The organism is Vibrio eleionomae (assembly GCF_009874545.1).
Classification (GTDB): domain Bacteria; phylum Pseudomonadota; class Gammaproteobacteria; order Enterobacterales; family Vibrionaceae; genus Vibrio; species Vibrio nitrifigilis.
Genome location: NZ_WEKT01000027.1, coordinates 1 through 23,070, shown reverse-complemented (window position 1 = coordinate 23,070; position 23,070 = coordinate 1). Strand labels below are relative to the sequence as shown.

At 42.8% G+C, this 23,070-nt stretch carries 23 protein-coding genes; 2 read left to right on the top strand and 21 right to left on the bottom strand.

Annotated elements, in window-relative coordinates:
• The 13 genes from rodZ to trmJ all read right to left on the bottom strand — a co-directional run bounded on the left by rodZ (nucleotide 1) and on the right by trmJ (nucleotide 11,466).
• Entirely contained in the window at nucleotides 1-939 is a 939-nt protein-coding gene (rodZ, locus tag F9817_RS14180; RefSeq protein ID WP_161156648.1) for a cytoskeleton protein RodZ, read from the bottom strand.
• A 431-nt stretch (nucleotides 940-1,370) separates the two neighbouring features.
• On the bottom strand, nucleotides 1,371-2,492 hold the full coding sequence (gene rlmN / locus F9817_RS14175) for a dual-specificity RNA methyltransferase RlmN (protein WP_161156646.1): 1,122 nt from the start codon (nucleotides 2,490-2,492) through the stop codon (nucleotides 1,371-1,373).
• A 235-nt stretch (nucleotides 2,493-2,727) separates the two neighbouring features.
• Nucleotides 2,728-3,159, bottom strand: coding sequence for a nucleoside-diphosphate kinase (gene ndk, locus F9817_RS14170; protein WP_161156644.1), 432 nt, complete (start codon nucleotides 3,157-3,159; stop codon nucleotides 2,728-2,730).
• Nucleotides 3,160-3,430: 271 nt separating this feature from the next.
• The gene (pepB, locus tag F9817_RS14165; protein ID WP_161156641.1) at nucleotides 3,431-4,714 is read right to left on the bottom strand and encodes an aminopeptidase PepB; all 1,284 of its coding nucleotides are present in this window, start codon (nucleotides 4,712-4,714) and stop codon (nucleotides 3,431-3,433) included.
• A 259-nt stretch (nucleotides 4,715-4,973) separates the two neighbouring features.
• On the bottom strand, nucleotides 4,974-5,168 hold the full coding sequence (gene iscX, locus F9817_RS14160) for a Fe-S cluster assembly protein IscX (protein ID WP_161156640.1): 195 nt from the start codon (nucleotides 5,166-5,168) through the stop codon (nucleotides 4,974-4,976).
• A gap of 76 nt (nucleotides 5,169-5,244) precedes the next feature.
• Complete coding sequence (gene fdx, locus F9817_RS14155; RefSeq protein ID WP_161156638.1) at nucleotides 5,245-5,583, bottom strand: ISC system 2Fe-2S type ferredoxin; 339 nt, start codon at nucleotides 5,581-5,583, stop codon at nucleotides 5,245-5,247.
• Nucleotides 5,584-5,595: 12 nt separating this feature from the next.
• Nucleotides 5,596-7,449 (bottom strand): Fe-S protein assembly chaperone HscA, encoded by a 1,854-nt coding sequence (hscA, locus tag F9817_RS14150; protein ID WP_161156636.1) that lies wholly within the window; start codon nucleotides 7,447-7,449, stop codon nucleotides 5,596-5,598.
• Between the two features lie 21 nt (nucleotides 7,450-7,470).
• The gene (gene hscB / locus F9817_RS14145) at nucleotides 7,471-7,986 is read right to left on the bottom strand and encodes a co-chaperone HscB (protein ID WP_161156634.1); all 516 of its coding nucleotides are present in this window, start codon (nucleotides 7,984-7,986) and stop codon (nucleotides 7,471-7,473) included.
• Between the two features lie 64 nt (nucleotides 7,987-8,050).
• Nucleotides 8,051-8,374, bottom strand: coding sequence for an iron-sulfur cluster assembly protein IscA (gene iscA, locus F9817_RS14140; RefSeq protein WP_161156632.1), 324 nt, complete (start codon nucleotides 8,372-8,374; stop codon nucleotides 8,051-8,053).
• A 66-nt stretch (nucleotides 8,375-8,440) separates the two neighbouring features.
• Nucleotides 8,441-8,821, bottom strand: a complete 381-nt coding sequence (gene iscU / locus F9817_RS14135; protein ID WP_161156630.1) for a Fe-S cluster assembly scaffold IscU — start codon at nucleotides 8,819-8,821, stop codon at nucleotides 8,441-8,443.
• Between the two features lie 39 nt (nucleotides 8,822-8,860).
• The gene (locus F9817_RS14130) at nucleotides 8,861-10,075 is read right to left on the bottom strand and encodes an IscS subfamily cysteine desulfurase (protein WP_161156628.1); all 1,215 of its coding nucleotides are present in this window, start codon (nucleotides 10,073-10,075) and stop codon (nucleotides 8,861-8,863) included.
• Nucleotides 10,076-10,100: 25 nt separating this feature from the next.
• Entirely contained in the window at nucleotides 10,101-10,622 is a 522-nt protein-coding gene (iscR, locus tag F9817_RS14125) for a Fe-S cluster assembly transcriptional regulator IscR (RefSeq protein WP_161156626.1), read from the bottom strand.
• Between the two features lie 115 nt (nucleotides 10,623-10,737).
• On the bottom strand, nucleotides 10,738-11,466 hold the full coding sequence (gene trmJ, locus F9817_RS14120) for a tRNA (cytosine(32)/uridine(32)-2'-O)-methyltransferase TrmJ (RefSeq protein ID WP_161156624.1): 729 nt from the start codon (nucleotides 11,464-11,466) through the stop codon (nucleotides 10,738-10,740).
• Nucleotides 11,467-11,645: 179 nt separating this feature from the next.
• Here trmJ and suhB point away from each other — a divergent pair, with 179 nt between their 5' ends.
• Nucleotides 11,646-12,449 (top strand): inositol-1-monophosphatase, encoded by an 804-nt coding sequence (gene suhB, locus F9817_RS14115; protein ID WP_161156622.1) that lies wholly within the window; start codon nucleotides 11,646-11,648, stop codon nucleotides 12,447-12,449.
• A 101-nt stretch (nucleotides 12,450-12,550) separates the two neighbouring features.
• Here suhB and F9817_RS14110 read toward each other — a convergent pair whose 3' ends face one another.
• From F9817_RS14110 to queA, 6 genes are all read right to left on the bottom strand, one after another.
• Entirely contained in the window at nucleotides 12,551-13,105 is a 555-nt protein-coding gene (locus tag F9817_RS14110; RefSeq protein WP_161156620.1) for an isochorismatase family protein, read from the bottom strand.
• Nucleotides 13,106-13,183: 78 nt separating this feature from the next.
• Nucleotides 13,184-14,131 carry a protein translocase subunit SecF gene (gene secF, locus F9817_RS14105; protein WP_161156619.1) on the bottom strand — a complete coding sequence of 316 codons (948 nt, stop codon included), beginning with the start codon at nucleotides 14,129-14,131 and terminating at the stop codon, nucleotides 13,184-13,186.
• A 14-nt stretch (nucleotides 14,132-14,145) separates the two neighbouring features.
• Nucleotides 14,146-15,996, bottom strand: a complete 1,851-nt coding sequence (secD, locus tag F9817_RS14100) for a protein translocase subunit SecD (protein ID WP_161156617.1) — start codon at nucleotides 15,994-15,996, stop codon at nucleotides 14,146-14,148.
• Between the two features lie 21 nt (nucleotides 15,997-16,017).
• Nucleotides 16,018-16,353, bottom strand: coding sequence for a preprotein translocase subunit YajC (gene yajC, locus F9817_RS14095; protein ID WP_161156615.1), 336 nt, complete (start codon nucleotides 16,351-16,353; stop codon nucleotides 16,018-16,020).
• A gap of 104 nt (nucleotides 16,354-16,457) precedes the next feature.
• The gene (gene tgt, locus F9817_RS14090) at nucleotides 16,458-17,597 is read right to left on the bottom strand and encodes a tRNA guanosine(34) transglycosylase Tgt (protein ID WP_161156613.1); all 1,140 of its coding nucleotides are present in this window, start codon (nucleotides 17,595-17,597) and stop codon (nucleotides 16,458-16,460) included.
• A 113-nt stretch (nucleotides 17,598-17,710) separates the two neighbouring features.
• Complete coding sequence (queA, locus tag F9817_RS14085; RefSeq protein ID WP_161156611.1) at nucleotides 17,711-18,766, bottom strand: tRNA preQ1(34) S-adenosylmethionine ribosyltransferase-isomerase QueA; 1,056 nt, start codon at nucleotides 18,764-18,766, stop codon at nucleotides 17,711-17,713.
• Nucleotides 18,767-19,016: 250 nt separating this feature from the next.
• On the opposite strand from queA, the gene F9817_RS14080 reads away from it, so the two are divergent.
• Entirely contained in the window at nucleotides 19,017-19,460 is a 444-nt protein-coding gene (locus tag F9817_RS14080) for a CBS domain-containing protein (RefSeq protein WP_161156609.1), read from the top strand.
• 137 nt (nucleotides 19,461-19,597) lie between these two features.
• On the opposite strand, the gene aceA is transcribed toward F9817_RS14080, so the two are convergent.
• The gene (gene aceA / locus F9817_RS14075) at nucleotides 19,598-20,908 is read right to left on the bottom strand and encodes an isocitrate lyase (RefSeq protein ID WP_161156607.1); all 1,311 of its coding nucleotides are present in this window, start codon (nucleotides 20,906-20,908) and stop codon (nucleotides 19,598-19,600) included.
• Nucleotides 20,909-21,016: 108 nt separating this feature from the next.
• A complete protein-coding gene (gene aceB, locus F9817_RS14070; protein WP_427916710.1) occupies nucleotides 21,017-22,612 on the bottom strand; it encodes a malate synthase A in 1,596 nt (531 codons plus the stop codon).
• Nucleotides 22,613-23,070 lie beyond the last annotated feature (458 nt).

The window sequence follows — 23,070 nt, the reverse complement described above, 5'->3', positions numbered from 1 at the left end:
CTAAGGTAAAGTCAATCGTGCTACTTTGCCAGAAGTATACCGAGAAAGGTCAACTGGTTCACTGGCAAATGTCATTTGAACGGCTTCCGGAGCACCAAGCACGACTTTAAATGGTTTTTCACCATGCAGAGTCAGTGACTGCCCTTCTTTCTTAATTCCGGTTACCAGCGTTTTGCCCGTTGCATCCGTTACTTGAATCCAACAATCCGCAGAGAATGACATCGTCATCGTTTCTAGGTTTGCCGTTGATTGCTCCGGAGCCTCAGGTACTTGTTCAGACTTATCTTCAACTGCAGCAGTATCGTCAGCTGTCGTTGACTGAGTGTCCTCTGCTGCTTGTTCATCCGTTGATTCAGCGGGTTGAGAGGGTTCTGCACTTTCTGGTTCGTCTGCAGGCGCTTGCGCTTCTGTCGACGTGTCTTGTGCATCTTTGGTTAAACCGCTAACCGTTGCAAAATCTTCTTTTTCCTCTGCCGCTGAGCTTTCAGTCGCAGATCCAGCTTCTTGAGGCGTTAACGTGTCTTGATGGCTATTTTGCCACCACCATAAAGAGGACATGCCAATTAATACAATGAGTATGGCCCAAGTAATGGTCATAATGCGGTGATCATGCTTTTCACGTTTGGTCTTTTTGGAAAAGCTTTGCATCGGCTGTTCTTGTACCGGCGGCTTACAATGCTCTTGATAAGAGTGCAAAATTTCTTTATCGGTAATACCAACCGCTTTTGCATAGGAGCGTAGGTAGCCACGAGTGAACGTCGCCACCTGCTCTGAGTCGAACTCGTTACGTTCAATACTCGTAATAATGGACAAACGCAAACGCAAACGGTCTGAGATCTGCTTTTGCGACAATCCTAATTCTTCACGTTTGTTTTTTAGCAACGTCCCTGGTTGGAGGGTGCTTAGTTCAATCGTAGTGTCGTCTTGTTCTATATTCATCCGCGATGTCAATCTCGTGTTTGTGTGCTCAAGTCAAAAGCCTATTGCTAGATCTTTTTTATTAGAGTTAGTCGTAGTTAGGTCGGAAGACTTCAACAAGGTGAAACTATACTATTGTCAATAATAACGCTGTCTCGAAGCTATTTCGAGATTAGTGAATCATTCTAATAGATATTAGACGTTAAACAACAATGAATTGGACAAGAAATCGCAAACTGGTCAAGGTTTTTCGTTAATTTGACAAACTAACTGCTTAAATAATACCTTTCGCAGCGAAAAGATAGCCATAACATGTGTAAAAAAGAATCATAAAAACAAAGGCATTACTATTTTTGATACATACGAAATACGTTTTAATCCGCCAAACTGGGTAAATATTGCCAATAAAAAAATAGGCCAGATAAATCTGGCCTATTTTGTCAATTTGGCATTTAAATCGCCTTAAATGGAATCGCTTGCTCAGCTAATTCTTTGGCTTTAGTTCGTTTTGTACGGTCAATAACATCACCGACCAACTGACCACATGCCGCATCAATATCATCACCACGAGTTTTACGTACCGTAACCGTGTGTTCATATTTCATCAACGTTTTCTGGAAACGGTCAATACGTGAATTACTCGGTTTATTGTATGGAGAACCTGGATACGGGTTAAACGGAATCAGGTTGATCTTACATGGGGTATCTTTCATTAGCTTCGCTAACTCTTCCGCATGTTCTGTACCATCATTAACATGGTCAAGTAGTACGTATTCAACGGTCACTTTACCACGGTTAGCGTTTGACGTTGCAAGATAACGGCGCACGGTACCCAGAAATGTTTCGATGTTCCAACGATCGTTAATTGGCATAATATCACTGCGCAACTTATCGTTTGGTGCGTGTAGTGAAATAGCCAACGCCACATCGATATTATCAATCATTTGTTCTAGGCCAGAAACCACACCCGATGTTGATACGGTTACACGACGCTTCGATAAACCAAAACCTAGATCATCCAACATAATTTCTAGAGATGGAATCAAGTTCTTCATGTTAAGCAGTGGTTCACCCATCCCCATCATCACCACGTTAGTGATAGGACGACGACCCGTTTCTTTTTCTAAACCAATCTCACGTGCAGCACGCCACACCTGCCCAATGATTTCAGAAACACGGAGGTTACGGTTAAAACCTTGCTGTGCCGTTGAACAGAATTTACATTCCAAAGCACAACCTACCTGCGAAGACACACACAAGGTTGCACGATCATCTTCTGGGATATAAACGGTTTCAACGTCTTGATCGCCAACGCGCATTGCCCATTTAATGGTACCGTCAGAAGAGTGCTGAGCAGCAGAAACATAAGGAGCTCGGATTTCACACTTGTGCTGCAGTTTTTCCCGTAGCTTCTTATTAATGTTGGTCATATTGTCGAAATCATCACAGCCAAAGTGATAAATCCACTTCATAACCTGATCAGCACGAAACGCTTTCTCACCCAATTCTTCAGCGAAAAAAGTACGCATACCTTTGCGATCAAAGTCGAGTAAATTGACTTTCTCAGTAGTCATGAAGGCCTCTCAAAGATGGAACAATAATTAAGGGCGCGAATTGTACAGCCTTTACGCAGTTACAACAAGCATTGCAAAGCCCCGTTTTTTCTAAGGTAATGCTAAATCTATGATTCCTCTTACCTCTGTGTTGAATTCTTATCCAACGCTTTGCAAACACTATAGCGTAGAAATCACACAATCAAAAAAGCCTCCTAAAAAGGAGGCTCAAAAATTCGACTCTACGAGTGATATATCAACGTGTACGAGGGCAAATTTCTGCTGCAGGGAAGAAATATTCGATTTCACGAGCTGCAGATTCAGGGCTGTCGCTACCGTGTACAGAGTTCTCGCGCATGCTTAAGGCATAATCGTTACGTAATGTGCCGCACGCTGCTTCTGCTGGATTGGTTTTTCCCATTAATTCGCGATAACGAGTAATTGCGTCTTCTCCTTCAAGAACCTGAACCATGATTGGCCCAGACGTCATGAACGCTTTAAGATCATTAAAGAACGCCTTGCCTTCATGTTCTGCATAAAAGCCGCTCGCTTGATCTTCAGTCAAGTGAACCATTTTTGCAGCGATAATCTTTAGCCCTGCTTTTTCAAAGCGGTTATAGATTTCGCCGATTAGATTACGTTCAACCGCATCCGGCTTAATGATGGAAAATGTTCTTTCTAGAGCCATAAGATGTCCTTTTGTGCTTTTGTTTATTGTTATACCTGCTGATAAAGGAAGAACGAGATAGTGAACAACACTCTCCACAGCGAGGTAACATTCCTCATGCTCAAATAGGAAATAAGCTTCCCAAATCAAGCATAGTGAACAATGGCCATTCAATGTAATGAATATCATCACAAAACCATCGTTTTGTAACCTTTGAGCAAGGTTTTAGTATAAAAACAGGTGACACTTGGCCACCTGCGCTGACTTTATTTATCGTTTTACTATGAAGGTGTTACTTCATTAATAGCGTCGCGAGTGTTTTCACGCCTACGCCTGTGGCACCTGCAGCCCATTTATCTGATGCTGATTTACGGTAAGTGGCTGCACAATCGAAATGCAACCAACCGTTTTTATAATCTTCAACAAAGTAAGATAAAAACGCAGCAGCAGTGCTTGCGCCCGGTACGTAATCACCAGAGGCAATATTTGACATATCAGCAAAGTTAGAAGGCAACATATCTCGGTGGAAATCACACAGAGGTAGAGCCCATAACCCTTCACTCTCTTCTTTAGCACATGCCAATGCTTTTTGTGAAAGCACTTCGTCAAAACTTAGCAATGCATGAAAATCATTACCTAATGCGTTCTTAGCCGCCCCTGTTAATGTGGCACAATCGACAATTAATTCAGGATTTTGCTCACTAGCGTAGATTAAACCATCGGCTAATACTAATCGGCCTTCTGCGTCGGTATTCATCACTTCAACCGTTTTACCATTTTTGTAAGTGATGATGTCGCCAAGTTTTAGAGCACGGCCAGAAATCATATTTTCCGCACAGCATAAAATCAGTTTCACACGCTTATTGCAACCACGCAAAATAGCTAGAGCTAAAGCGCCAGTGACCATGCCCGAGCCACCCATATCAGATTTCATTGAGGTCATAAAATTAGAAGGTTTAATGCTATAACCACCTGAATCAAACGTAATGCCTTTACCTACAAGACACGCATAAACAGGCGCATTTTCATCACCTGTTGGATTGTAATCGAGTTGTAGCATCGCAGAAGTACGTTCTGAACCACGACCTACTGCATAAATCCCTTCCCAACGATCTGTTAGCAGATCTTTATCTTTTACGATTTTGTAAGTAACGTGTTCAGGAGCAAGTGATTTAATAAATTCACCCGCCATAGTCGCTAATTGGCGAGGAGCCACTTCTTCCGCACTTTTATTGATAATATCGCGAGCCCAATCGGTCGCTTTAATTCGTGCTTCAAGCTCCTGTTGGCTTGCCGCATCTAATTCTGACCAAGTTACTTGGTTACGTTTTTTCGGTTCACGATATCCTTGATAGAAAGCCCAGATGCTTTCTAGTGTCCAACCTTCTCCAGTTAGCACAACATTATGTAGACCTTGACCATCAAGTTTACGAGCAGCACGTTGAATCGCCGTAAAATCACCCGTGTCTTTAAGATGAATAACGACACCTTGCTCATTATAAGAAAGTAATGCACCCTCACCCCACTGAGGCTGAGCTGATTCGGTGCTGATAAAAACAGACATCTGTGTAGACATGGTTTCTCCTTGTCTTTAGAAATATGGCTTAATACCACATCTGAATATTCTCAAAAGAGACAACCGATGGGTACAACCTGTGCCATTTAGAGTAATGCCAATGGTGAGACGCATCAATTGTGAAACACCGATTGAAAGCAGTTATTTTTATTGTAAACCTTTGGATAATAGCATTTTGTCTCAGCAAAATGTCAACCCAATAAAAAACGGACCATTAGGCCCGTTTCTATGTTTTATTGTTGCCTATATTTATAAAGGCTTAATCAAGCTCATCCATCCAACATAGGATAATCGCTTCAAGAATTTTTTCATTTGAACGCTCAGGTTCATCTTCAAAATCCTCAAGATCTAGAATCCACTGGTGTAGATCGGTAAAACGTACGTTTTTAGGATCAACATCTGGATATTTTTCACAAAGCTCAATCGCAATATCGAGTGAATCGGTCCATTTCATGATGGTTAACTCCAGTGTTATTACGGCAAGTACCCATTTAAACAAGTACTATTTAACAAGGTAGATGCCGCCTTAATTAATGGTCTTCTTTGGCGTGGTTAAGAGAATACTTCGGAATCTCAACCACTAAATCTTCATCCGCTATACGAGCCTGACACCCAAGACGCGACTCAGGCTCTAAACCCCACGCTTTATCTAACATGTCATCTTCTAACTCATCACTCTCTTCTAACGAGTCAAAGCCCTCACGGATAATGACGTGACAAGTTGTACAAGCGCACGATTTTTCACAAGCGTGCTCAATCTCAATCCCGTTTTTTAATGCAACGTCCAGAACTGATTCACCGGCTTTTCCTTCCAGTTCAGCACCTTCTGGGCATAAATCTTCATGAGGTAAAACAATAATTTTAGGCATGTTATTTATCTCTTAAATCTCGTCAACTGAATGACCAGCTAATGCGGCGCGAATAGATTTATCCATTCGGCGTGATGCGAAATCTTGACTTGCTTTGTCCGTGTCTTTAATTCCCTGTTCAATCGCATCGGCGTCATCGCCGTTACGTAATTCGATCAATTTCTCAATGGCAGCCAGCAATGCACTGCGCTCTTGATCTGATAATAGATCATCACCGTCTGCTTGCATGGCTGAGATTAAGCCTTCGATGACTCGGTCTGCTTCAACACGCTGCTCTACCAACGCTCGCGCTTTCATATCATCTTCAGCAAAACTCATTGAATCACGCAGCATGTTCGCAACTTCATCATCACTTAGGCCGTATGATGGTTTAACTTGAATGTCTGATTGCACTCCAGTGCTCTTTTCCATCGCTGTCACAGAAAGCAAACCATCCGCATCAACTTGATAAGTCACGCGAATATGTGCAGCACCAGCTGCCATAGGTGGAATCCCTTTTAAAGAGAAACGAGCGAGGGAGCGGCAATCATCCACCAATTCACGTTCACCTTGCACAACATGGACGCTCATACCAGTTTGACCATCTTTGAACGTGGTAAACTCTTGAGCTCGAGCAACTGGAATCGTGGTGTTACGAGGAATGATTTTCTCAATCAACCCCCCCATAGTTTCAATACCAAGTGATAGCGGAATCACATCTAAAAGTAACATTTCAGAATCAGGCTTATTACCCGCTAATACATCAGCCTGAAGCGAAGCACCAATTGCCACCACTTCATCTGGGTTAATACTTGTTAGCGGAGTACGACCAAAGAACTCCCCGACCATCTCTCTCACTAGGAGAGTACGAGTCGAGCCACCCACCATCACAACTTCCAATACTTCTTCTTGTGTGACGTCTGCGTCACGCAATGCTCGGCGGCAAGACATTAAGGTTTTCTTCACGAGAGGACGAATAAGATCATCAAACTCTTCACGTGATAAAGAACCTTGCCAACCTAATACGTCGATTTGCGCGACATCAGATTCAGATAAATCAATCTTTGCTTGGGTAGCAGCATTCAAGAGTGCTCGATACTCTTCTTTAGAGAGTTCGCCCACTTTAGCCATTTTCTCTTTCAAACAATCAGCGACTAGATGATCAAAGTCATCACCACCTAACGCAGAATCGCCACCAGTCGCCAGCACTTCGAATACGCCTTTTGATAAACGTAGGATCGAAATATCAAACGTACCACCACCTAAATCATAAACAGCAATCACCCCTTCTTGACCTGAATCCAAGCCATAAGCGATCGCTGCAGCAGTTGGTTCATTCAAAAGACGTAATACATGCAACCCAGCAAGGTTGGCCGCATCTTTTGTTCCGGCACGTTGCGCATCATCGAAATAAGCGGGCACAGTAATCACAACACCAGCAAGCTCACCATTTAATGCTTCTTGAGCACGAGCCCCTAACGCTTTAAGAATATCCGCAGAGACTTGAATTGGGTTCTTATCACCATGAGGGGTACTAATAATAGGTAACCCTTTCTCGCTTGATTTAAACTGATAAGGCAAATTTGGGTAGCGAGTTTTAATATCGTCCAGAGAACGGCCGAGAAGGCGCTTAACTGAACTGATGGTATTGGTCGGATCCAATTTTGCGCGTTCACGAGCGTCATACCCAACACTGACTTCTTCGTCAGAGTAACTGACTATAGAAGGCAAAATGCTACGACCTTGATCGTCATTAAGGGTTGTCGCGGTGCCACTACGTACGGTAGCTACTAGTGAATTGGTAGTACCAAGGTCAATCCCGACGGCGAGTTTATGCTCGTGTGGTGCAGAAGTTTGACCTGGTTCTGCAATTTGAAGTAATGCCATGGATGGGTCCTTGTTGTCGAATTAGCCGAGTAATTTTTCTTCGACTTTTTCTATTTCGTTCTTTAATTTGGCGATGAATTTTAGCTTGCGAACTGTGTCTGCTGCTGCTTCCCACTGAGCTTCGTTAAGTTGCTGCTCAACAGTAGCTAAATACGTTTTTAGCATCTTCGACACTTTGCCATCAAAATCAAACAATGCGCTTTCTGGATCAGAACTTTGAGCTACCGCATCAAGCTCTTCACGTAACTCCATCTGCTCCATAAGGAACATGGGATCTTGCAACGTTTGTTGCTCGCCACGTAATTCGATGCCATGCAATTCTATCAAGTATTCTGCACGACTAATCGGCGTTTTTAATACTTGATAAGCGTCATTGATCTCAGTGGCTTTTTGCACCGCCATAACCCGGTCTCGCTCTGACGCTGATGCGAAATTATCTGGGTGAAAACGTTTTTGTAACTCTCTAAATTGAGAAGAAAGAAGGCTACCATCCAGAGTAAACTGAGTTGGTAGCCCAAATAATTCAAAATAATTCATCGAAAAGCCGGTCCTTGAATTCGGTTTCGGAGCATCAAGCTCCGAATGCCCAAAGATTTAACCGTTAAACATTGAAGCTTTCGCCACAACCACATTCGCCTTTAACGTTAGGGTTGTTAAATTCGAAACCTTCGTTTAACCCTTCTTTTTTGTAATCCAGCTGAGTACCGTCGAGATAAACCAAACTTTTGGCATCAACAATAACTTTTACGCCATTGTTCTCAAAAACCTGGTCTTCCTCATTAAGTTCATCTACGAACTCCAGCACGTACGCCATTCCAGAGCAGCCCGTTGTTTTAACGCCTAGGCGTAAACCGATGCCCTTTCCACGATTATCGAGAAAAGTTTGTACGCGATGAGCTGCGGTTTCTGTCAGGGTAATGGCCATACTACAACCTTAATGATTTAAATTAACAAGGCGAGTGGGAGACTTGCCCCCACTCGAAATAAATATCTACTGCTGTTTTTTCTTGTAATCTGCAACAGCGGCTTTAATTGCATCTTCTGCAAGAATTGAACAGTGAACTTTCACTGGTGGCAATTCAAGTTCTTCAGCAATTTCAGCGTTTTTGATCGCTGCAGCTTCATCAATAGACTTACCTTTAACCCATTCAGTTATTAGAGAGCTTGATGCGATCGCACTACCACAACCGTAGGTTTTAAATTTTGCATCTTCAATGATGCCTTCAGCAGATACTTTGATCTGCAGACGCATTACGTCACCACAAGCAGGAGCACCAACCATGCCGCTACCTATTGCTGGATCTTCTTTGTCAAAAGAACCAACGTTACGTGGGTTCTCATAATGGTCAATAACTTTTTCGCTGTATGCCATGGTAAATTCCCTCGAATTTTTATGTTCCTGGTGGAATGATTAGTGGCTCGCCCACTCAACAGTGCTTAAATCGACACCTTCTTTGTACATATCCCAAAGAGGTGATAAATCACGTAACTTTTCAACAGCGCTACGGATCTGTTTCACTGCGTAATCCACTTCTTCTTCAGTGGTGTAACGACCGAATGAGAAACGGATTGAGCTATGAGCTAGCTCATCATCAAGACCAAGAGCACGTAACACGTATGAAGGCTCTAAGCTTGCTGAAGTACATGCACTACCTGAAGATACTGCGATATCTTTTAGAGCCATCAGCAAAGATTCACCTTCAACAAAGGCAAAACTAATATTCAGGTTATTTGGAAGACGCTGTTCTAGGTCACCATTGACCGTTACCGCTTCCATATCTTTAAGACTGTCTAACATGCGGTCACGAAGTGCTTTAGCGTGATCGTAGTTATACTGCATCTCTTCTTTTGCGATACGGCACGCTTCGCCCATACCTACAATTTGTTGAGTCGCTAACGTACCAGAACGGAAACCACGCTCATGACCACCGCCATGCATTTGCGCTTCTAGACGAACACGAGGTTTACGACGTACATAAAGAGCGCCGATACCTTTCGGTCCATAGATTTTATGCGCAGAAATAGAGATCAAATCGATCTTCATTTCTTGAACATCAATAGGTAGTTTACCTGCAGATTGAGCCGCATCTACATGGAAAATGATCTTACGTGAACGGCACATTTCACCGATTGCTGCGATGTCTTGCACCACACCAATCTCGTTGTTTACATGCATGATTGATACAAGAACAGTATCGTCACGCATTGCCGCTTCAAGTTTTTTAAGATCAATTAAGCCATTAGTTTCAGGCTCTAGGTAAGTCACTTCATAACCTTCACGCTCAAGTTGGCGACAGGTATCCAGAATCGCTTTATGCTCTGTTTTAGAAGTGATGATGTGTTTACCTTGCTTACCATAGAAGTGCGCAGCACCTTTCAAAGCAAGGTTATCAGATTCTGTAGCACCCGATGTGAAGATAATTTCACGTGGGTCTGCATTAATAAGATCAGCCACTTGCTCACGGGCTGTGTCAACCGCTTCTTCTGCCTGCCAGCCATAACGGTGCGAACGAGACGCTGGGTTACCGAAAATCCCATCGATCGTCATGTACTGAACCATTTTTTCAGCAACACGCTCATCAACTGGACAGGTTGCTGAATAATCTAAATAAATAGGCAGTTTCATTTTCTACTCCAATGTAAAATTGCCGCTACGAGCGAGCATTAATACCTACGGGTGCTGCACCAACGGTGACTGAATTTGAATTTTTGTGTGCCAGCCCGTGGTCTACCGTAAGACTAACGTCTTGACGGTCTGAAATTTCTAGTACTTCATTATCAATCATCAGCTCACCAAGAGTGATGTTGTTTAAAAAGTCACTGATACGTGAACTTAGATCACGCCAAAGTGTATGGGTAAGACAACGAGTGCCACCCTGGCAATCACCTTTGCCATTGCATTTTGTTGCGTCAACAGATTCATCAACCGCGGCAATCACAGTACCAACGGAAATCTCTGTTGCTTCAGTCCCTAAGCGATAACCACCACCCGGGCCACGAACAGAGGCCACTAGTCCAGCTTTACGCAGTTTGGAAAATAGCTGCTCTAAGTAGGAAAGTGAAATACCTTGTCGTTCTGATATATCTGCCAAAGGTACTGGGTTTTCTTGCGAATGTAACGCCACATCAAGCATGGCTGTTACTGCATATCTTCCTTTCGAGGTCAGTCTCATATCACACCGTATCCACATTAATTATGTGGATGTAGTTTTTCATACCTGAGTAAATTGGTCAAGTATTTATTTGACTAATTTACTCAGGTATTCACCCCTTACTTTTACATGGGTATTATTTGTTTTGACCACTTTTCTCAATTGCAGACAAAACACCCCGTAAAATATTCAATTCTTGAACTTCAGGGCGAGCTCGACTAAATAAACGACGCAGTTTATTCATGACTTGCCCTGGCTGCTCCTCACTAATAAAGTGAGTATTCACTAACACTTTTTCAAGATGCTGATAAAAAAGTTCTAGCTCTTTTTGGCGTGGATACTCATCTACACTCGCTACTGGGTATTGTGCCGCTTCTTGATTCAAAAAAGCCACACGTATTTCATAACAAATCGTCTGTACCGCCATAGCCAAGTTCAGCGAACTGTATTCTGGATTCGCTGGAATACTCACATGATATTGGCATTTTTGTAATTCGCTATTGGTTAAGCCTGTACGCTCACGACCAAATAAAATAGCCGCTTTATGCTTACGACCTTCAGTCGCAAACTTTTCACCACACTCTCGAGGGTCTAACATTGGCCACTCTAACGTGCGTGAACGTGCGCTAGTTCCCACCACTAGTCCGCAATCTTCAATCGCTTCATCCAGACTCGAAACAATTTGTGCATTTAGCGCGATATCACTTGCACCAGCCGCCAATGCCATCGTCTGTGCATCTACTTCACATTGAGGATTTACAAGTACCATATGGCTCAATCCCATCACTTTCATTGCGCGGGCTGCCGAACCGATATTTCCTGAATGGGACGTTTCAACTAAAACGACTTTAACATTGTCTAACATGCAGTGTGATACCTCTCAAATTATTGCGTTAGGAGTTTATCATAAACCTGAGTAAAATGGTCAGACCCTTTTTCCTATACAATTATTAACTGAACAGAAAATAACCACTTTCTTTTTCTCTTCTATCTGGTATACTCCGCCCCGCTTTTTCGTTCTTTAACATCCGTTGGGAAATTCGTATGCATCCTATGCTAAACATTGCTATTCGCGCTGCGCGAAAAGCAGGCAACCATATTGCTAAATCTTTAGAAAACTCTGAGAAAATCGAATCCACTCAGAAAGGCTCAAATGACTTTGTTACTAATGTAGACAAAGAAGCTGAAGCCATGATTATCGCTACTATTCAAAGCTCATACCCTGAGCACTGCATCGTAGCTGAAGAAAGCGGTCTTATCGAAGGTAAAGATAAAGACGTACAATGGATCATCGACCCACTGGATGGCACCACTAACTTCATGAAAGGCCTACCTCATTTTGCTGTCTCTATTGCTGTTCGCTTTAAAGGCAAAACTGAAGTAGCGTGTGTTTACGACCCAATGCTAAATGAGCTATTCACTGCTCAACGTGGCTCAGGTGCCCAACTAAACAATGCACGTATCCGTGTAAAACAACTGAAAGACCTTCAAGGCACTGTTCTTGCTACTGGTTTCCCATTCAAACAAAAGCAACACTCTGAATCTTACATGAAGATCGTATCTTCACTGTTTGTTGATTGTGCTGATTTCCGTCGTACAGGCTCTGCAGCTCTAGATCTTTGTTACCTAGCAGCTAACCGTGTTGATGGTTACTTTGAACTTGGCCTAAAACCATGGGATATGGCAGCAGGTGAACTGATTGCTCGTGAAGCTGGTGCTATCTTAACTGACTTCGCTGGCGGTACTGATTATATGAAATCAGGTAACATCGTTGCATCAAGCGCTCGCGGCGTAAAATCAATTCTAAAACACATCCGTGAAAACGGTAACGAAGCGATCTTGAAATAATACTAGCTCCGTCACAGCTGAATACACAAAAGCCCAGACACGTGTCTGGGCTTTTTTATTATTTGTCGCCAATAAAATGATGACTTAGCACTTCATCTCAATTACTTATTCAGTAATCCTAATAGCTCTTCGGTAGTACCAATTTCGCCGAGCATAGGGAAAATACCAGTTACTGAATTTTTGTGGTTGTCCAAACTCTTGTCAGTCATTGAATCTTCAATCAATACCACGTTGTAACCTAATTCATAGCCTTGGCGAGCCGTAGACTCAACCCCCATGCTGGTTGCAATACCAACAACGACAATTTGTGTGACACCCGCTTTTTGCAGCTGTTCGTGCAAATCAGTATTAATGAATGCTCCCCAATTGCTTTTCGTAATTAAGATATCACTATCTTTACGTGGCAATTCTTCAATTAAATCCGCCCAGTTAGCAGGGAGCTCACCACCTGAATGAGGTAAACTTGTACGCCCTGGAGCACCACCAGCGACATTTACTAACACAACAGGTTGAGACTGCTCATGGAATGCATTGATAAGTTTGATTGAGTTAACGATCGTTTGAGCCGCATTTTCTTTTGGTGGCAGAACCACAATTCCTTCTTGAAGATCGATAACGACTAGAGCTGTTTTAGAATCTAATTGCGTAATTGCCATAGATTTCTCCTTCACTTATATCAGTGTATTTTATAATTTGTAATAAAAAAGCCACTGCATGCAGTGGCTTTTTTCGGTTTAAGGATGGCGGTCAAACTCCGCGCCTTCTTTTTCAACCTTGACAGGCATGAGATGCTCTTTAGTGATTCCGAGCTTCAATGCCAACGCTGAGGCCACATAAATTGATGAGTAAGTACCAACAGTAATACCTAACAATAAGGCTAGCGCAAATCCGTGAATCATTGCACCACCTTCAACAAATAGAGCAATAACTACGAACAATGTCGTTCCTGATGTAATCAAAGTACGACTTAGTGTTTGAGTAATCGAAGTGTTCATAATCTCCGCAGGTAAGCCTTTACGCAGCTTGCGGAAATTTTCACGAATACGGTCAAATACCACGATAGTATCGTTCAATGAGTAACCCACCACCGTGAGCAATGCCGCTACGATAGTTAGGTCTACTTCAATTTGTAAGAATGAGAACACACCTAATGTGATAGTTACGTCGTGTGCCAATGACAATACAGCACCAGCAGCTAAACGCCATTCAAATCGCGCTGATACGTAAATCAAGATACAAATCAACGAAACTAAGATGGCTAAACCACCGTCTTCGGCTAGCTCACCACCTACGTTTGGACCCACAAATTCAATACGACGCATTTGAACAGCTTTACCTGTTCCTTCTTTGATCGCACTGATGATTTGGTTACCCAGCACTTCGCCTTTCATGTTATCACGAGGACGTAAACGCACCATGACTTCACGAGTAGAGCCAAAGTTTTGTACAGTCGCGTCATCAAAACCTTTAGAGCCTAATGCATTACGTACACTATCGAGGTTAGCAGGTTGTTCAAAGCTAACTTCAATTAAAGTACCACCGGTAAAATCTAAGCCCCAGTTCAAACCTTTTACTGATAAACACGCAATCGATGCGATGATCAATAAACTTGAGAAAACGAAGGCAAATTTGGACCGACTCATAAAGTCGATCATTGTTCCTGGTTTCAGAATTTGAAACATAATGATTCCTAACCTTAGATCGACAATTTCTTAATGCGTTTACCACCATACATTAAGTTCACGATACAACGTGTACCAATGATTGCGGTAAACATGGAAGTCAAAATACCAATGGATAGCGTCACAGCGAAACCTTTAATAGCACCAGTTCCCACTGCAAATAGAATAATCGCAGTAATTAACGTGGTGATGTTGGCATCCGCAATAGTACTAAATGCATTTGCATACCCTTGGTGAATCGCTTGTTGTGGATTGCGTCCATCCTTAATCTCTTCACGAATACGTTCAAAGATTAGAACGTTAGCGTCCACCGCCATACCGACGGTCAATACGATACCCGCGATACCCGGCAAGGTCATTGTTGCCCCCGGAATTAACGACATAATACCGATGATCAAGACTAAGTTTGCGATTAGAGCAATATCAGCGATCAGGCCGAATTTACGATAATAGATAAAGGTAAAGATCATCACGGCAACTAAACCCCAAACACAGGCTTGCACACCCATATCGATGTTTTGTTGACCCATTGACGGACCAATAGTACGTTCTTCAACAATTGAGATTGGAGCAATCAACGCACCTGCACGCAGTAATAGTGCTAAGTTATGCGCTTCAGAAGCTGAATCAATCCCAGTAATACGGAAGCTACTACCTAACGCAGATTGAATCGTTGCTTGGTTAATCACTTCTTCATGTTTCTGAAGAATAACTTTACCTTTTGGTGTTTTCTTACCGCTGTCTTTGTATTCAGCAAAGACGGTCGCCATTAACTTACCAATGTTCTTCTTAGAAAACGCCGCCATCTTGCTACCACCTTCACTGTCTAGTGAGATGTTAACCTGTGGACGACCATATTGGTCAGTACTTGAACTTGCATCTGTAATACTAGAACCGCTTAGAATCACGCGTTTTTTCAGTACAACAGGACGACCTTTTTGGTCGTACTTGATTTCACTACCCGCAGGAGCATGACCAGCTGCGGCTGCAGAAAGATCTGCACTTTCATCGACTTGACGGAATTCAAGTGTCGCGGTCGCGCCTAAAATTTCTTTTGCACGAGCAGTATCTTGAACACCAGGAAGTTCAACAACGATACGTGATGCACCTTGGCGTTGAACCAGAGGTTCAGCCACACCCAGTTCGTTAACACGGTTACGTAAGATAGTGATGTTCTGTTCAACTGCGTAGTTACGAATCTCTTGTAAACGAGCTTCCGTAAACGTCGCGGTTAACACATGATTACCACTGCTTGCTTCAGTAAAGACCATGTCTTGGTGTTTACCGCTTAGCAATGTTTGCGCTTTTTCTAGCTGCTCTTCACTACGTAGGGTGATATCAACAGATTGAGGTTTTGAACGCACAGCACGGTAACGAATACGAGCTTCACGTAACTCGGTACGGAAAGCATCTTCTTGCTGACCAACCAATTTTTCCATCGCAGCATCCATATCAACTTCCATTAGGAAGTGTACGCCACCACGAAGGTCTAAACCGAGTTTCATCGGCGCTGCGCCAATCGCTTGAAGCCAAGTTGGTGTAGACGGAGCCAAGTTAAGCGCCACTATTTTGTCTTTACCGAGAGCTTCTTTGATTGCATCACGAGCAGTTAATTGAGTATCGGTGTCTTTGAAACGGGCCAAGATAGAGCCATTTTCAAAGGCAACAGATTTGTGTGGGATATGCGCAGTATCGAGCGCATTAGTGACAGTATCCAGCGTTGACATATCAACAGAGGCGCCACGCGCCCCTGTAATTTGAACTGCCGGATCTTCACCGTAAATATTTGGAAGTGCATACACAGCTGCAATTAAGATGGCGAATAACACCATCAAGTACTTCCATAACGGATAACGGTTTAGCACAGCGAGGATCCTTGAGCTGTATTATAGAGATTTCAGTGTACCCGCTGGTAACACTGCAGTAACGAAGTCTTTCTTGATTACGACTTTGCTATTTTCATTCAGTTCAATAACGATATAGTCATTGTCTGGAGTGATTTTGTTGATTTTACCAACAAAACCACCACTGGTTAGAACTTCATCACCTTTGCTCATAGAAGACATTAGGTTTTTATGTTCTTTCGCACGTTTAGCTTGTGGGCGATAAATCATGAAGTAAAAGATGACTGCAAACATGCCAAGCATGATAATCATTTCATAACCGCCACCTTGTGGAGCAGCACCTTCACCTGCGGCATGCGCTACAGAAATTAGACTCATTGAGAAACGTCCTCTAAGTTATTGTTTATTTAATCTGATTTAAATTGGGCTGAGCCAAACTAAATTCAAGCCAATCGGTGGGATATTCTAGTCTGGCCCCAAAATCAAGCGAGTTCTTTTTGAAGAGGTGGCACTTCGCGGTTACGGCGTGCGTAGAACTCTTCAACAAATTGCTCAAAACGATCTTCATCAATCGCTTGACGAATACTTTCCATTAAACGTTGATAGTAACGCAAGTTATGAATCGTGTTGAGACGAGCACCAAGAATTTCGTTACAACGATCTAAATGATGCAGATACGACTTCGAATAATTTCTGCAAGTGTAACAGTCACACTCAGGATCAAGCGGTGTCGTATCGACTTTATGTTTCGCATTACGGATCTTGATCACACCACCGGTGACAAACAAGTGTCCGTTACGCGCGTTTCGAGTAGGCATCACACAATCGAACATATCAATTCCGCGACGAACCCCTTCGACTAAATCTTCTGGTTTACCCACACCCATGAGGTAACGCGGCTTATCTTCAGGTAACTGCGGACAAGTGTGTTCCAGCATACGGTGCATTTCTTCTTTTGGTTCACCTACCGCTAAACCACCGACTGCATAGCCATCAAAACCGATATTTGTCAGTCCTTCCACTGAAGTATCACGCAAGTCTTCGTAAACACTCCCCTGCACAATACCAAATAGTGAGTTTGGATTCTCTAGTTTATCGAAATGATCACGTGAGCGTTGTGCCCAACGTAGTGACATTTCCATCGATTTTTTTGCTTCGTCATGTGTGGCTGGATAAGGCGTACACTCGTCAAAAATCATGACGATATCTGAACCTAAATCCTGTTGAATTTCCATGGATTTTTCCGCATCCATGAAAATTTTATCGCCGTTAACAGGGTTACGAAAATGTACGCCTGCTTCCGTGATTTTACGAATATCACCCAAGCTAAATACTTGGAAACCGCCTGAGTCGGTTAAAATTGGGCCTTGCCAGTTCATAAAGTCATGCAGGTCACCATGCAGTTTCATCACCTCTTGTCCGGGGCGAAGCCACAAGTGGAAGGTATTACCAAGTAAGATCTGCGCACCAGTTTGCTCTACTTCTTCTGGTGTCATACCTTTTACGGTGCCGTAAGTACCCACTGGCATAAATGCCGGAGTTTGCACCGTACCGCGTTCAAAAGTCATTTGACCACGACGGGCGTTACCATTTTTCTTTTTCAGTTCGAACTGTAATTTCACAAAGCCTCCAATGTCAGAGAAACAGTCTGACGGGGTAAAAGTCGTTAAGTTTATAACCCTAACAACTTGCTATTGATAATAAACATTATTTATCTAAACGACTCAATTGTCGTCTATTTTATCGTTTTTTTAGTAATGAACATGGCATCACCATAACTAAAGAAACGATAACGCTCTTGTACAGCATGACGATAAGCAGCCATTGTGTGTTCATATCCAGCAAACGCACTCACCAACATGATTAATGTTGATTCAGGTAAGTGGAAATTAGTAATCAACGCATCTACCAGCTGGTATTCGTAACCAGGGTAGATAAAGATTTCAGTGTCACCGAAAAACGGAACCAATTCAGTCCCATTTTTTAGAGCATCTTGCGCAGCACTTTCTAGAGAACGGACCGAAGTCGTCCCTACTGCGATCACTCGTCCACCTTGTTTACGAGTAGCAGCAATCGCGTCAACGACTTCCTGAGGTACTTCAACGTACTCAGAATGCATATGATGGTTTTCAACATCTTCAACTCGAACTGGCTGGAACGTACCAGCACCAACGTGCAAAGTCACGTACGCGAGTTCGACACCTTTTGCCTGAATTTGTTCAAGTAAAGGTTTATCGAAGTGCAAGCCCGCGGTAGGAGCAGCAACAGCGCCAGGTTTTTCGTTGTATACCGTTTGATAACGCTCTTTATCCGCATCGTCATCAGGACGGTCGATATAAGGAGGTAACGGCATATGGCCGATCGCATTAAGAATCTCTAATACCGCTTTATCACTGGTAAAGCGAATTTCAAATAACGCATCATGGCGAGCAACCATTTCTGCTTGGTATTCATCGTTTTCACCCAAGTAAAGTTCTGTACCTGGTTTTGGTGGCTTAGAGCAACGAACATGAGCCAAAATTGAATGCTCATCGATCATTCGTTCGACTAACACTTCAAGTTTGCCACCGGAAGCCTTACGACCAAACATACGAGCAGGAATCACTCGAGTGTTGTTAAACACCAGTAAATCGCCCGGTTTAACAATATCTAGAACATCTTTAAATGTCCCATCAACAAGTTCGCCATCATTGCCATTGAGCTGCAATAAACGACTTGCGGTACGCTCCTCAGTTGGATAACGAGCAATAAGCTCATTTGGGAGGTCAAAATGAAAATCTGAAACGTGCATGACTTCTGATCTTAATTTAGTGAATGTGTGCGATAGATAATTTCGCGGCGCGCTAGTATATACCGAAGTTTTAACAAGATACAGAAAAGGCCTTTTTCTAACCAACAATAGGAAGCGTAACCAACCTCAAATAATCGTATGTTTGTTATTTAAATCTGCTAAAAAGAGCAACAAATAATGATTCATCTCTCATTCAAATTTTTCGTCAATCACTATAGTCAAAAGACAGGACTGACAATAGGAGATGGCCATGATTAAAGTTGAAGATATGATGACTCGCAGCCCACATACTCTGTCGCGAACCCATACTATTTCTGATGCTAACAACATGATGAAAGCACTTGATATCCGCCATATTCCTATTGTGGATAGCAATCATCAGTTACAGGGTGTGGTTTCGCAAAGAGACATTTTGGCAGCACAAGAATCAAGCTTACACGGTACGCCAAACGAGCAGTCTTACACCGCAGATACACCACTGTATGAAATCATGCATACCAATTTAATGACAGTAGCACCACAAGCGGGACTTAAAGAAAGCGCTCTTTATATGCAAAAACATAAAGTAGGCTGTCTCCCAGTACTCAGCAAAGGGCAATTGTGTGGCATCATCACCGAAACCGATTTTATTTCTATCGCGATAACTCTATTAGAACTTCAAGAAGAAACGGAACCTGAAGATTTTGACGACTAATTCACGTTGAAACGCGATGAGATAATGGCTTTCAGTTTTCTATAACTTATAAAAAAAGAGCGGCTTAGGCCGCTCAAATTTGACATCAAGATATCAAAACATATAAGGAAGTTTGCAAAAAGGAAGTGCGGATTAGGTTAGAACTGATCCTCTTCAGTCGAGCCGGTTAGTGCCGTTACTGACGAATTGCCCCCCTGAATGGTATTCGTAACTTTATCGAAATAGCCCGTTCCAACTTCTTGTTGGTGTGCCACAAAGGTATAGCCTTTTTCTGCTGCGGCAAATTCTTTGCGCTGTACCATTTCCACATAGTGACGCATACCTTCCCCTTGGGCATAAGCATGAGCCAATTCAAACATGTTGAACCACATGTTGTGGATACCAGCTAGAGTAATGAATTGGTATTTGTAGCCCATATCGGATAACGCTTGTTGGAATTCAGCAATGGTTTTGGCATCCAAGTTTTTCTCCCAGTTAAAGGAAGGAGAACAGTTATAAGCAAGCAGCTGATCCGGGTATTCTGCTAAGATAGCTTCAGCAAACTTACGAGCTTCTTCCAAGCAAGGTTTTGCTGTTTCACACCATACAAGATCCGCATATGGTGCATAAGCTAGGCCGCGAGAAATCGCTTGATCAATCCCCGCTTTAACGAGGAAAAATCCTTCTTGGGTGCGCTCTCCGACGATAAAATCACTATCATACGGGTCACAATCAGAAGTTAACAAATCAGCCGCGTTGGCATCAGTACGAGCAATCACAAGTGTTGTTGTGCCGGCAACATCCGCTGCTAATCGAGCCGCAACCAATTTTTGTACTGCTTCTTGAGTTGGGACCAGAACTTTCCCCCCCATGTGACCACATTTTTTCACCGAAGCTAATTGGTCCTCAAAGTGCACACCAGCAGCACCCGCTTCTATCATCGATTTCATGAGTTCATAGGCATTAAGCACGCCACCGAATCCTGCTTCTGCATCAGCGACAATAGGTAAGAAGTAATCAATACCACCTTCGTCTTCAGGTGTCGTACCATTCGTCCACTGAATCTGGTCTGCTCGTCTAAATGAGTTGTTGATACGTTTAACTACCGCAGGTACCGAATCCACTGGGTAAAGCGATTGATCTGGATACATGGTTGAAGCCGTATTGTTATCTGCAGCAACCTGCCAACCAGATAGATAAATAGCTTCAATCCCAGCCTTCGCTTGCTGAACCGCTTGTCCGCCTGTTAAAGCCCCTAAGCAGTTCACGTACCCTTTTTTTGCACTCCCATTGACCAACGACCAAAGCTTATCAGCACCACGCTGGGCAATGGTATTCGCTGGTAAGACTGAGCCACGTAAGTTAACGACCTCTTCGGCAGTATAGGTACGTTTCACGTTTTTCCAACGTGGATTAGTTGCCCAGTCTTTCTCTAGTGCTTCGATTTGTTGACGACGAGTCAGTGTCATGGTGTATCCCTCTTATAATGTAGGCTTAGGCCTGCTTCCTTTCGCTACCGATACCAAAGGTATGATATTGAAATGGTGGTTACTGTTTAACGTTATTGGTTGGATTGGTTATGGCAAATAGTCATAGCCGGGTATCGTTAAGAAGTTGGTCAGCTCATCGCTTGTCGTGAGCCTTTCCATCAATTCAGCCGCTTCAGTAAAACGCCCCTTAGCAAAAGCGTCTGAACCAATTTCTTGTTTAACAACCTCAATCTCTTCATTGAGGTACTGGCGGAACAGCGTTTTGGTAATCACCTGATCGTTATCGAGTGTTTTACCGTGCTGTATCCATTGCCAAATAGAAGCACGGGATATTTCCGCTGTAGCCGCGTCTTCCATGAGCCCATAAATTGGCACACAGCCATTGCCCGAAATCCAAGCCTCGATGTATTGCAGAGCAACACGAATGTTGTGGCGCATTCCGTGTTCGGAGCGTGGGCCATCACAAGGTTCAAGTAACTCTTGTGCAGTAATAGGAGCATCAGATAAACGAGTGACATCTAATTGATTTTGACGTTCACCTAGCACCTGATTGAATACATCCATCGCAGTATCAGCTAACCCTGGGTGAGCAACCCAAGTTCCATCATGGCCGTTATTCGCTTCCAAAGATTTGTCATGGACTATTTTCTCTAACACCTTGGCATTTTCCCCAGGATCTTTGGCTGGAATAAATGCCGCCATTCCCCCCATAGCAAACGCCCCACGTCGGTGACAGGTATAAATGAGTAGACGTGAGTAAGCATTGAGAAAAGGCTTATCCATAGTGACGACTTGGCGATCAGGCAGGACACGGTCACCATGTTTTTTCAATGTTTTGATATAACTGAATATGTAATCCCAACGGCCGCAGTTGAGGCCAACAATATGCTCTTTCAACGCAAAGAGGATTTCGTCCATTTGGAATACGGCTGGGAGAGTTTCAATCAATACTGTGGCTTTGATGGTTCCGGTATCAAGACCAAAGAAGTTTTCAGTAAAATGGAACACATCGCTCCACCACTTCGCTTCCTGATGGCTTTGTAGTTTGGGTAGGTAGAAATAAGGTCCACTGCCTTTTTTCAACAATGCTTGATAGTTATTGAAAAAGTACAGCGCAAAGTCCAGTAAGCATCCCGGAATGGTTTGCCCAGCAAATGACACATGCTTTTCAGGTAAGTGCAGACCCCGAACTCGGCAAATAAGCACTGCCGGATCGTCTTTTAGTTGATACTGCTTACCATTGCTCGGATTGGTATAGCTGATCGTACCATTGACGGCGTCTCTCAGGTTTACTTGACCATCAAGAACCTTTTCCCAATCAGGTGACATCGAATCTTCAAAATCAGCCATAAACACTTTGACGTTCGCGTTTAATGCATTAATCACCATTTTTCGGTCTGTTGGACCAGTGATCTCAACACGGCGATCTTGTAGATCATTGGGTATACCTAAAATTTTCCAACTTCCCTCACGTATATCTTGCGTGTCAGAAAGAAATCCAGGTAATGCTCCTTGATCGATTTTTTGCTGAAAAATTTCTCGAGATTTAAGCAGTTGCTCTAAACGAGGAGCATAACGCTCACACAGTTGAGCTAATAAATCTTGAGCGGCAGTGGGGAATATTTCTTGATGCTCAGCATTGAGAGAACCAAGAATCTTCAACTTCGAACGAACTTCTTCCATTGATACGTGTGTACTTTCAGCCAGCATATATTTATTCCTTCGCTGATTTAAATCACATTTGTAATTTAAGAACTACAAAATTCCCTGTTTAATTTGTGAAGTAAAAACACTTTTGATAGTTACCTTAGATAAATAAGTCCCGATAACTAAAAAACATCTCACTTCGATATGTGCCTATAAAACTAATATATAAAAGGGATTTGAGAAAGAGAGAGGAATAGTAAAATGGTAAATTCGAAGTTTTATTCGGTAACTCTATTTATGAATGGCAATATACTTATTTGTAATTAATTACGTAATAAAATTACACACAAAGAAAACGTATTTTTATTTGAAATGGAGGGGAATAGATAATAACCGGTAATAAATATTGGCTGATTTTTCACACTTTTTTTTAAAAGAAAAAGACACCGTATTACTAAGCAACTGCTTCAATATGTGTAAAATTCACATTGTGA

What these genes read in the sequence shown, in the direction of transcription:
- rlmN (WP_161156646.1), bottom strand. Translation starts at nt 2,492, where the DNA reads ATGACTACTGAGAAAGTCAATTTACTCGACTTTGATCGCAAAGGTATG.
- F9817_RS14110 (WP_161156620.1), bottom strand. Translation starts at nt 13,105, where the DNA reads ATGGCAATTACGCAATTAGATTCTAAAACAGCTCTAGTCGTTATCGAT.
- iscA (WP_161156632.1), bottom strand. Translation starts at nt 8,374, where the DNA reads ATGGCCATTACCCTGACAGAAACCGCAGCTCATCGCGTACAAACTTTT.
- aceB (WP_427916710.1), bottom strand. Translation starts at nt 22,612, where the DNA reads ATGGAAGAAGTTCGTTCGAAGTTGAAGATTCTTGGTTCTCTCAATGCT.
- rodZ (WP_161156648.1), bottom strand. Translation starts at nt 939, where the DNA reads ATGAATATAGAACAAGACGACACTACGATTGAACTAAGCACCCTCCAA.
- hscA (WP_161156636.1), bottom strand. Translation starts at nt 7,449, where the DNA reads ATGGCATTACTTCAAATTGCAGAACCAGGTCAAACTTCTGCACCACAC.
- ndk (WP_161156644.1), bottom strand. Translation starts at nt 3,159, where the DNA reads ATGGCTCTAGAAAGAACATTTTCCATCATTAAGCCGGATGCGGTTGAA.
- iscU (WP_161156630.1), bottom strand. Translation starts at nt 8,821, where the DNA reads ATGGCATACAGCGAAAAAGTTATTGACCATTATGAGAACCCACGTAAC.
- trmJ (WP_161156624.1), bottom strand. Translation starts at nt 11,466, where the DNA reads ATGTTAGACAATGTTAAAGTCGTTTTAGTTGAAACGTCCCATTCAGGA.
- secF (WP_161156619.1), bottom strand. Translation starts at nt 14,131, where the DNA reads ATGTTTCAAATTCTGAAACCAGGAACAATGATCGACTTTATGAGTCGG.
- yajC (WP_161156615.1), bottom strand. Translation starts at nt 16,353, where the DNA reads ATGAGTCTAATTTCTGTAGCGCATGCCGCAGGTGAAGGTGCTGCTCCA.
- iscR (WP_161156626.1), bottom strand. Translation starts at nt 10,622, where the DNA reads ATGAGACTGACCTCGAAAGGAAGATATGCAGTAACAGCCATGCTTGAT.
- aceA (WP_161156607.1), bottom strand. Translation starts at nt 20,908, where the DNA reads ATGACACTGACTCGTCGTCAACAAATCGAAGCACTAGAGAAAGACTGG.
- pepB (WP_161156641.1), bottom strand. Translation starts at nt 4,714, where the DNA reads ATGTCTACACAGATGTCTGTTTTTATCAGCACCGAATCAGCTCAGCCT.
- fdx (WP_161156638.1), bottom strand. Translation starts at nt 5,583, where the DNA reads ATGCCTAAAATTATTGTTTTACCTCATGAAGATTTATGCCCAGAAGGT.
- F9817_RS14130 (WP_161156628.1), bottom strand. Translation starts at nt 10,075, where the DNA reads ATGAAACTGCCTATTTATTTAGATTATTCAGCAACCTGTCCAGTTGAT.
- F9817_RS14080 (WP_161156609.1), top strand. Translation starts at nt 19,017, where the DNA reads ATGATTAAAGTTGAAGATATGATGACTCGCAGCCCACATACTCTGTCG.
- suhB (WP_161156622.1), top strand. Translation starts at nt 11,646, where the DNA reads ATGCATCCTATGCTAAACATTGCTATTCGCGCTGCGCGAAAAGCAGGC.
- hscB (WP_161156634.1), bottom strand. Translation starts at nt 7,986, where the DNA reads ATGAATTATTTTGAATTATTTGGGCTACCAACTCAGTTTACTCTGGAT.
- iscX (WP_161156640.1), bottom strand. Translation starts at nt 5,168, where the DNA reads ATGAAATGGACCGATTCACTCGATATTGCGATTGAGCTTTGTGAAAAA.
- queA (WP_161156611.1), bottom strand. Translation starts at nt 18,766, where the DNA reads ATGCACGTTTCAGATTTTCATTTTGACCTCCCAAATGAGCTTATTGCT.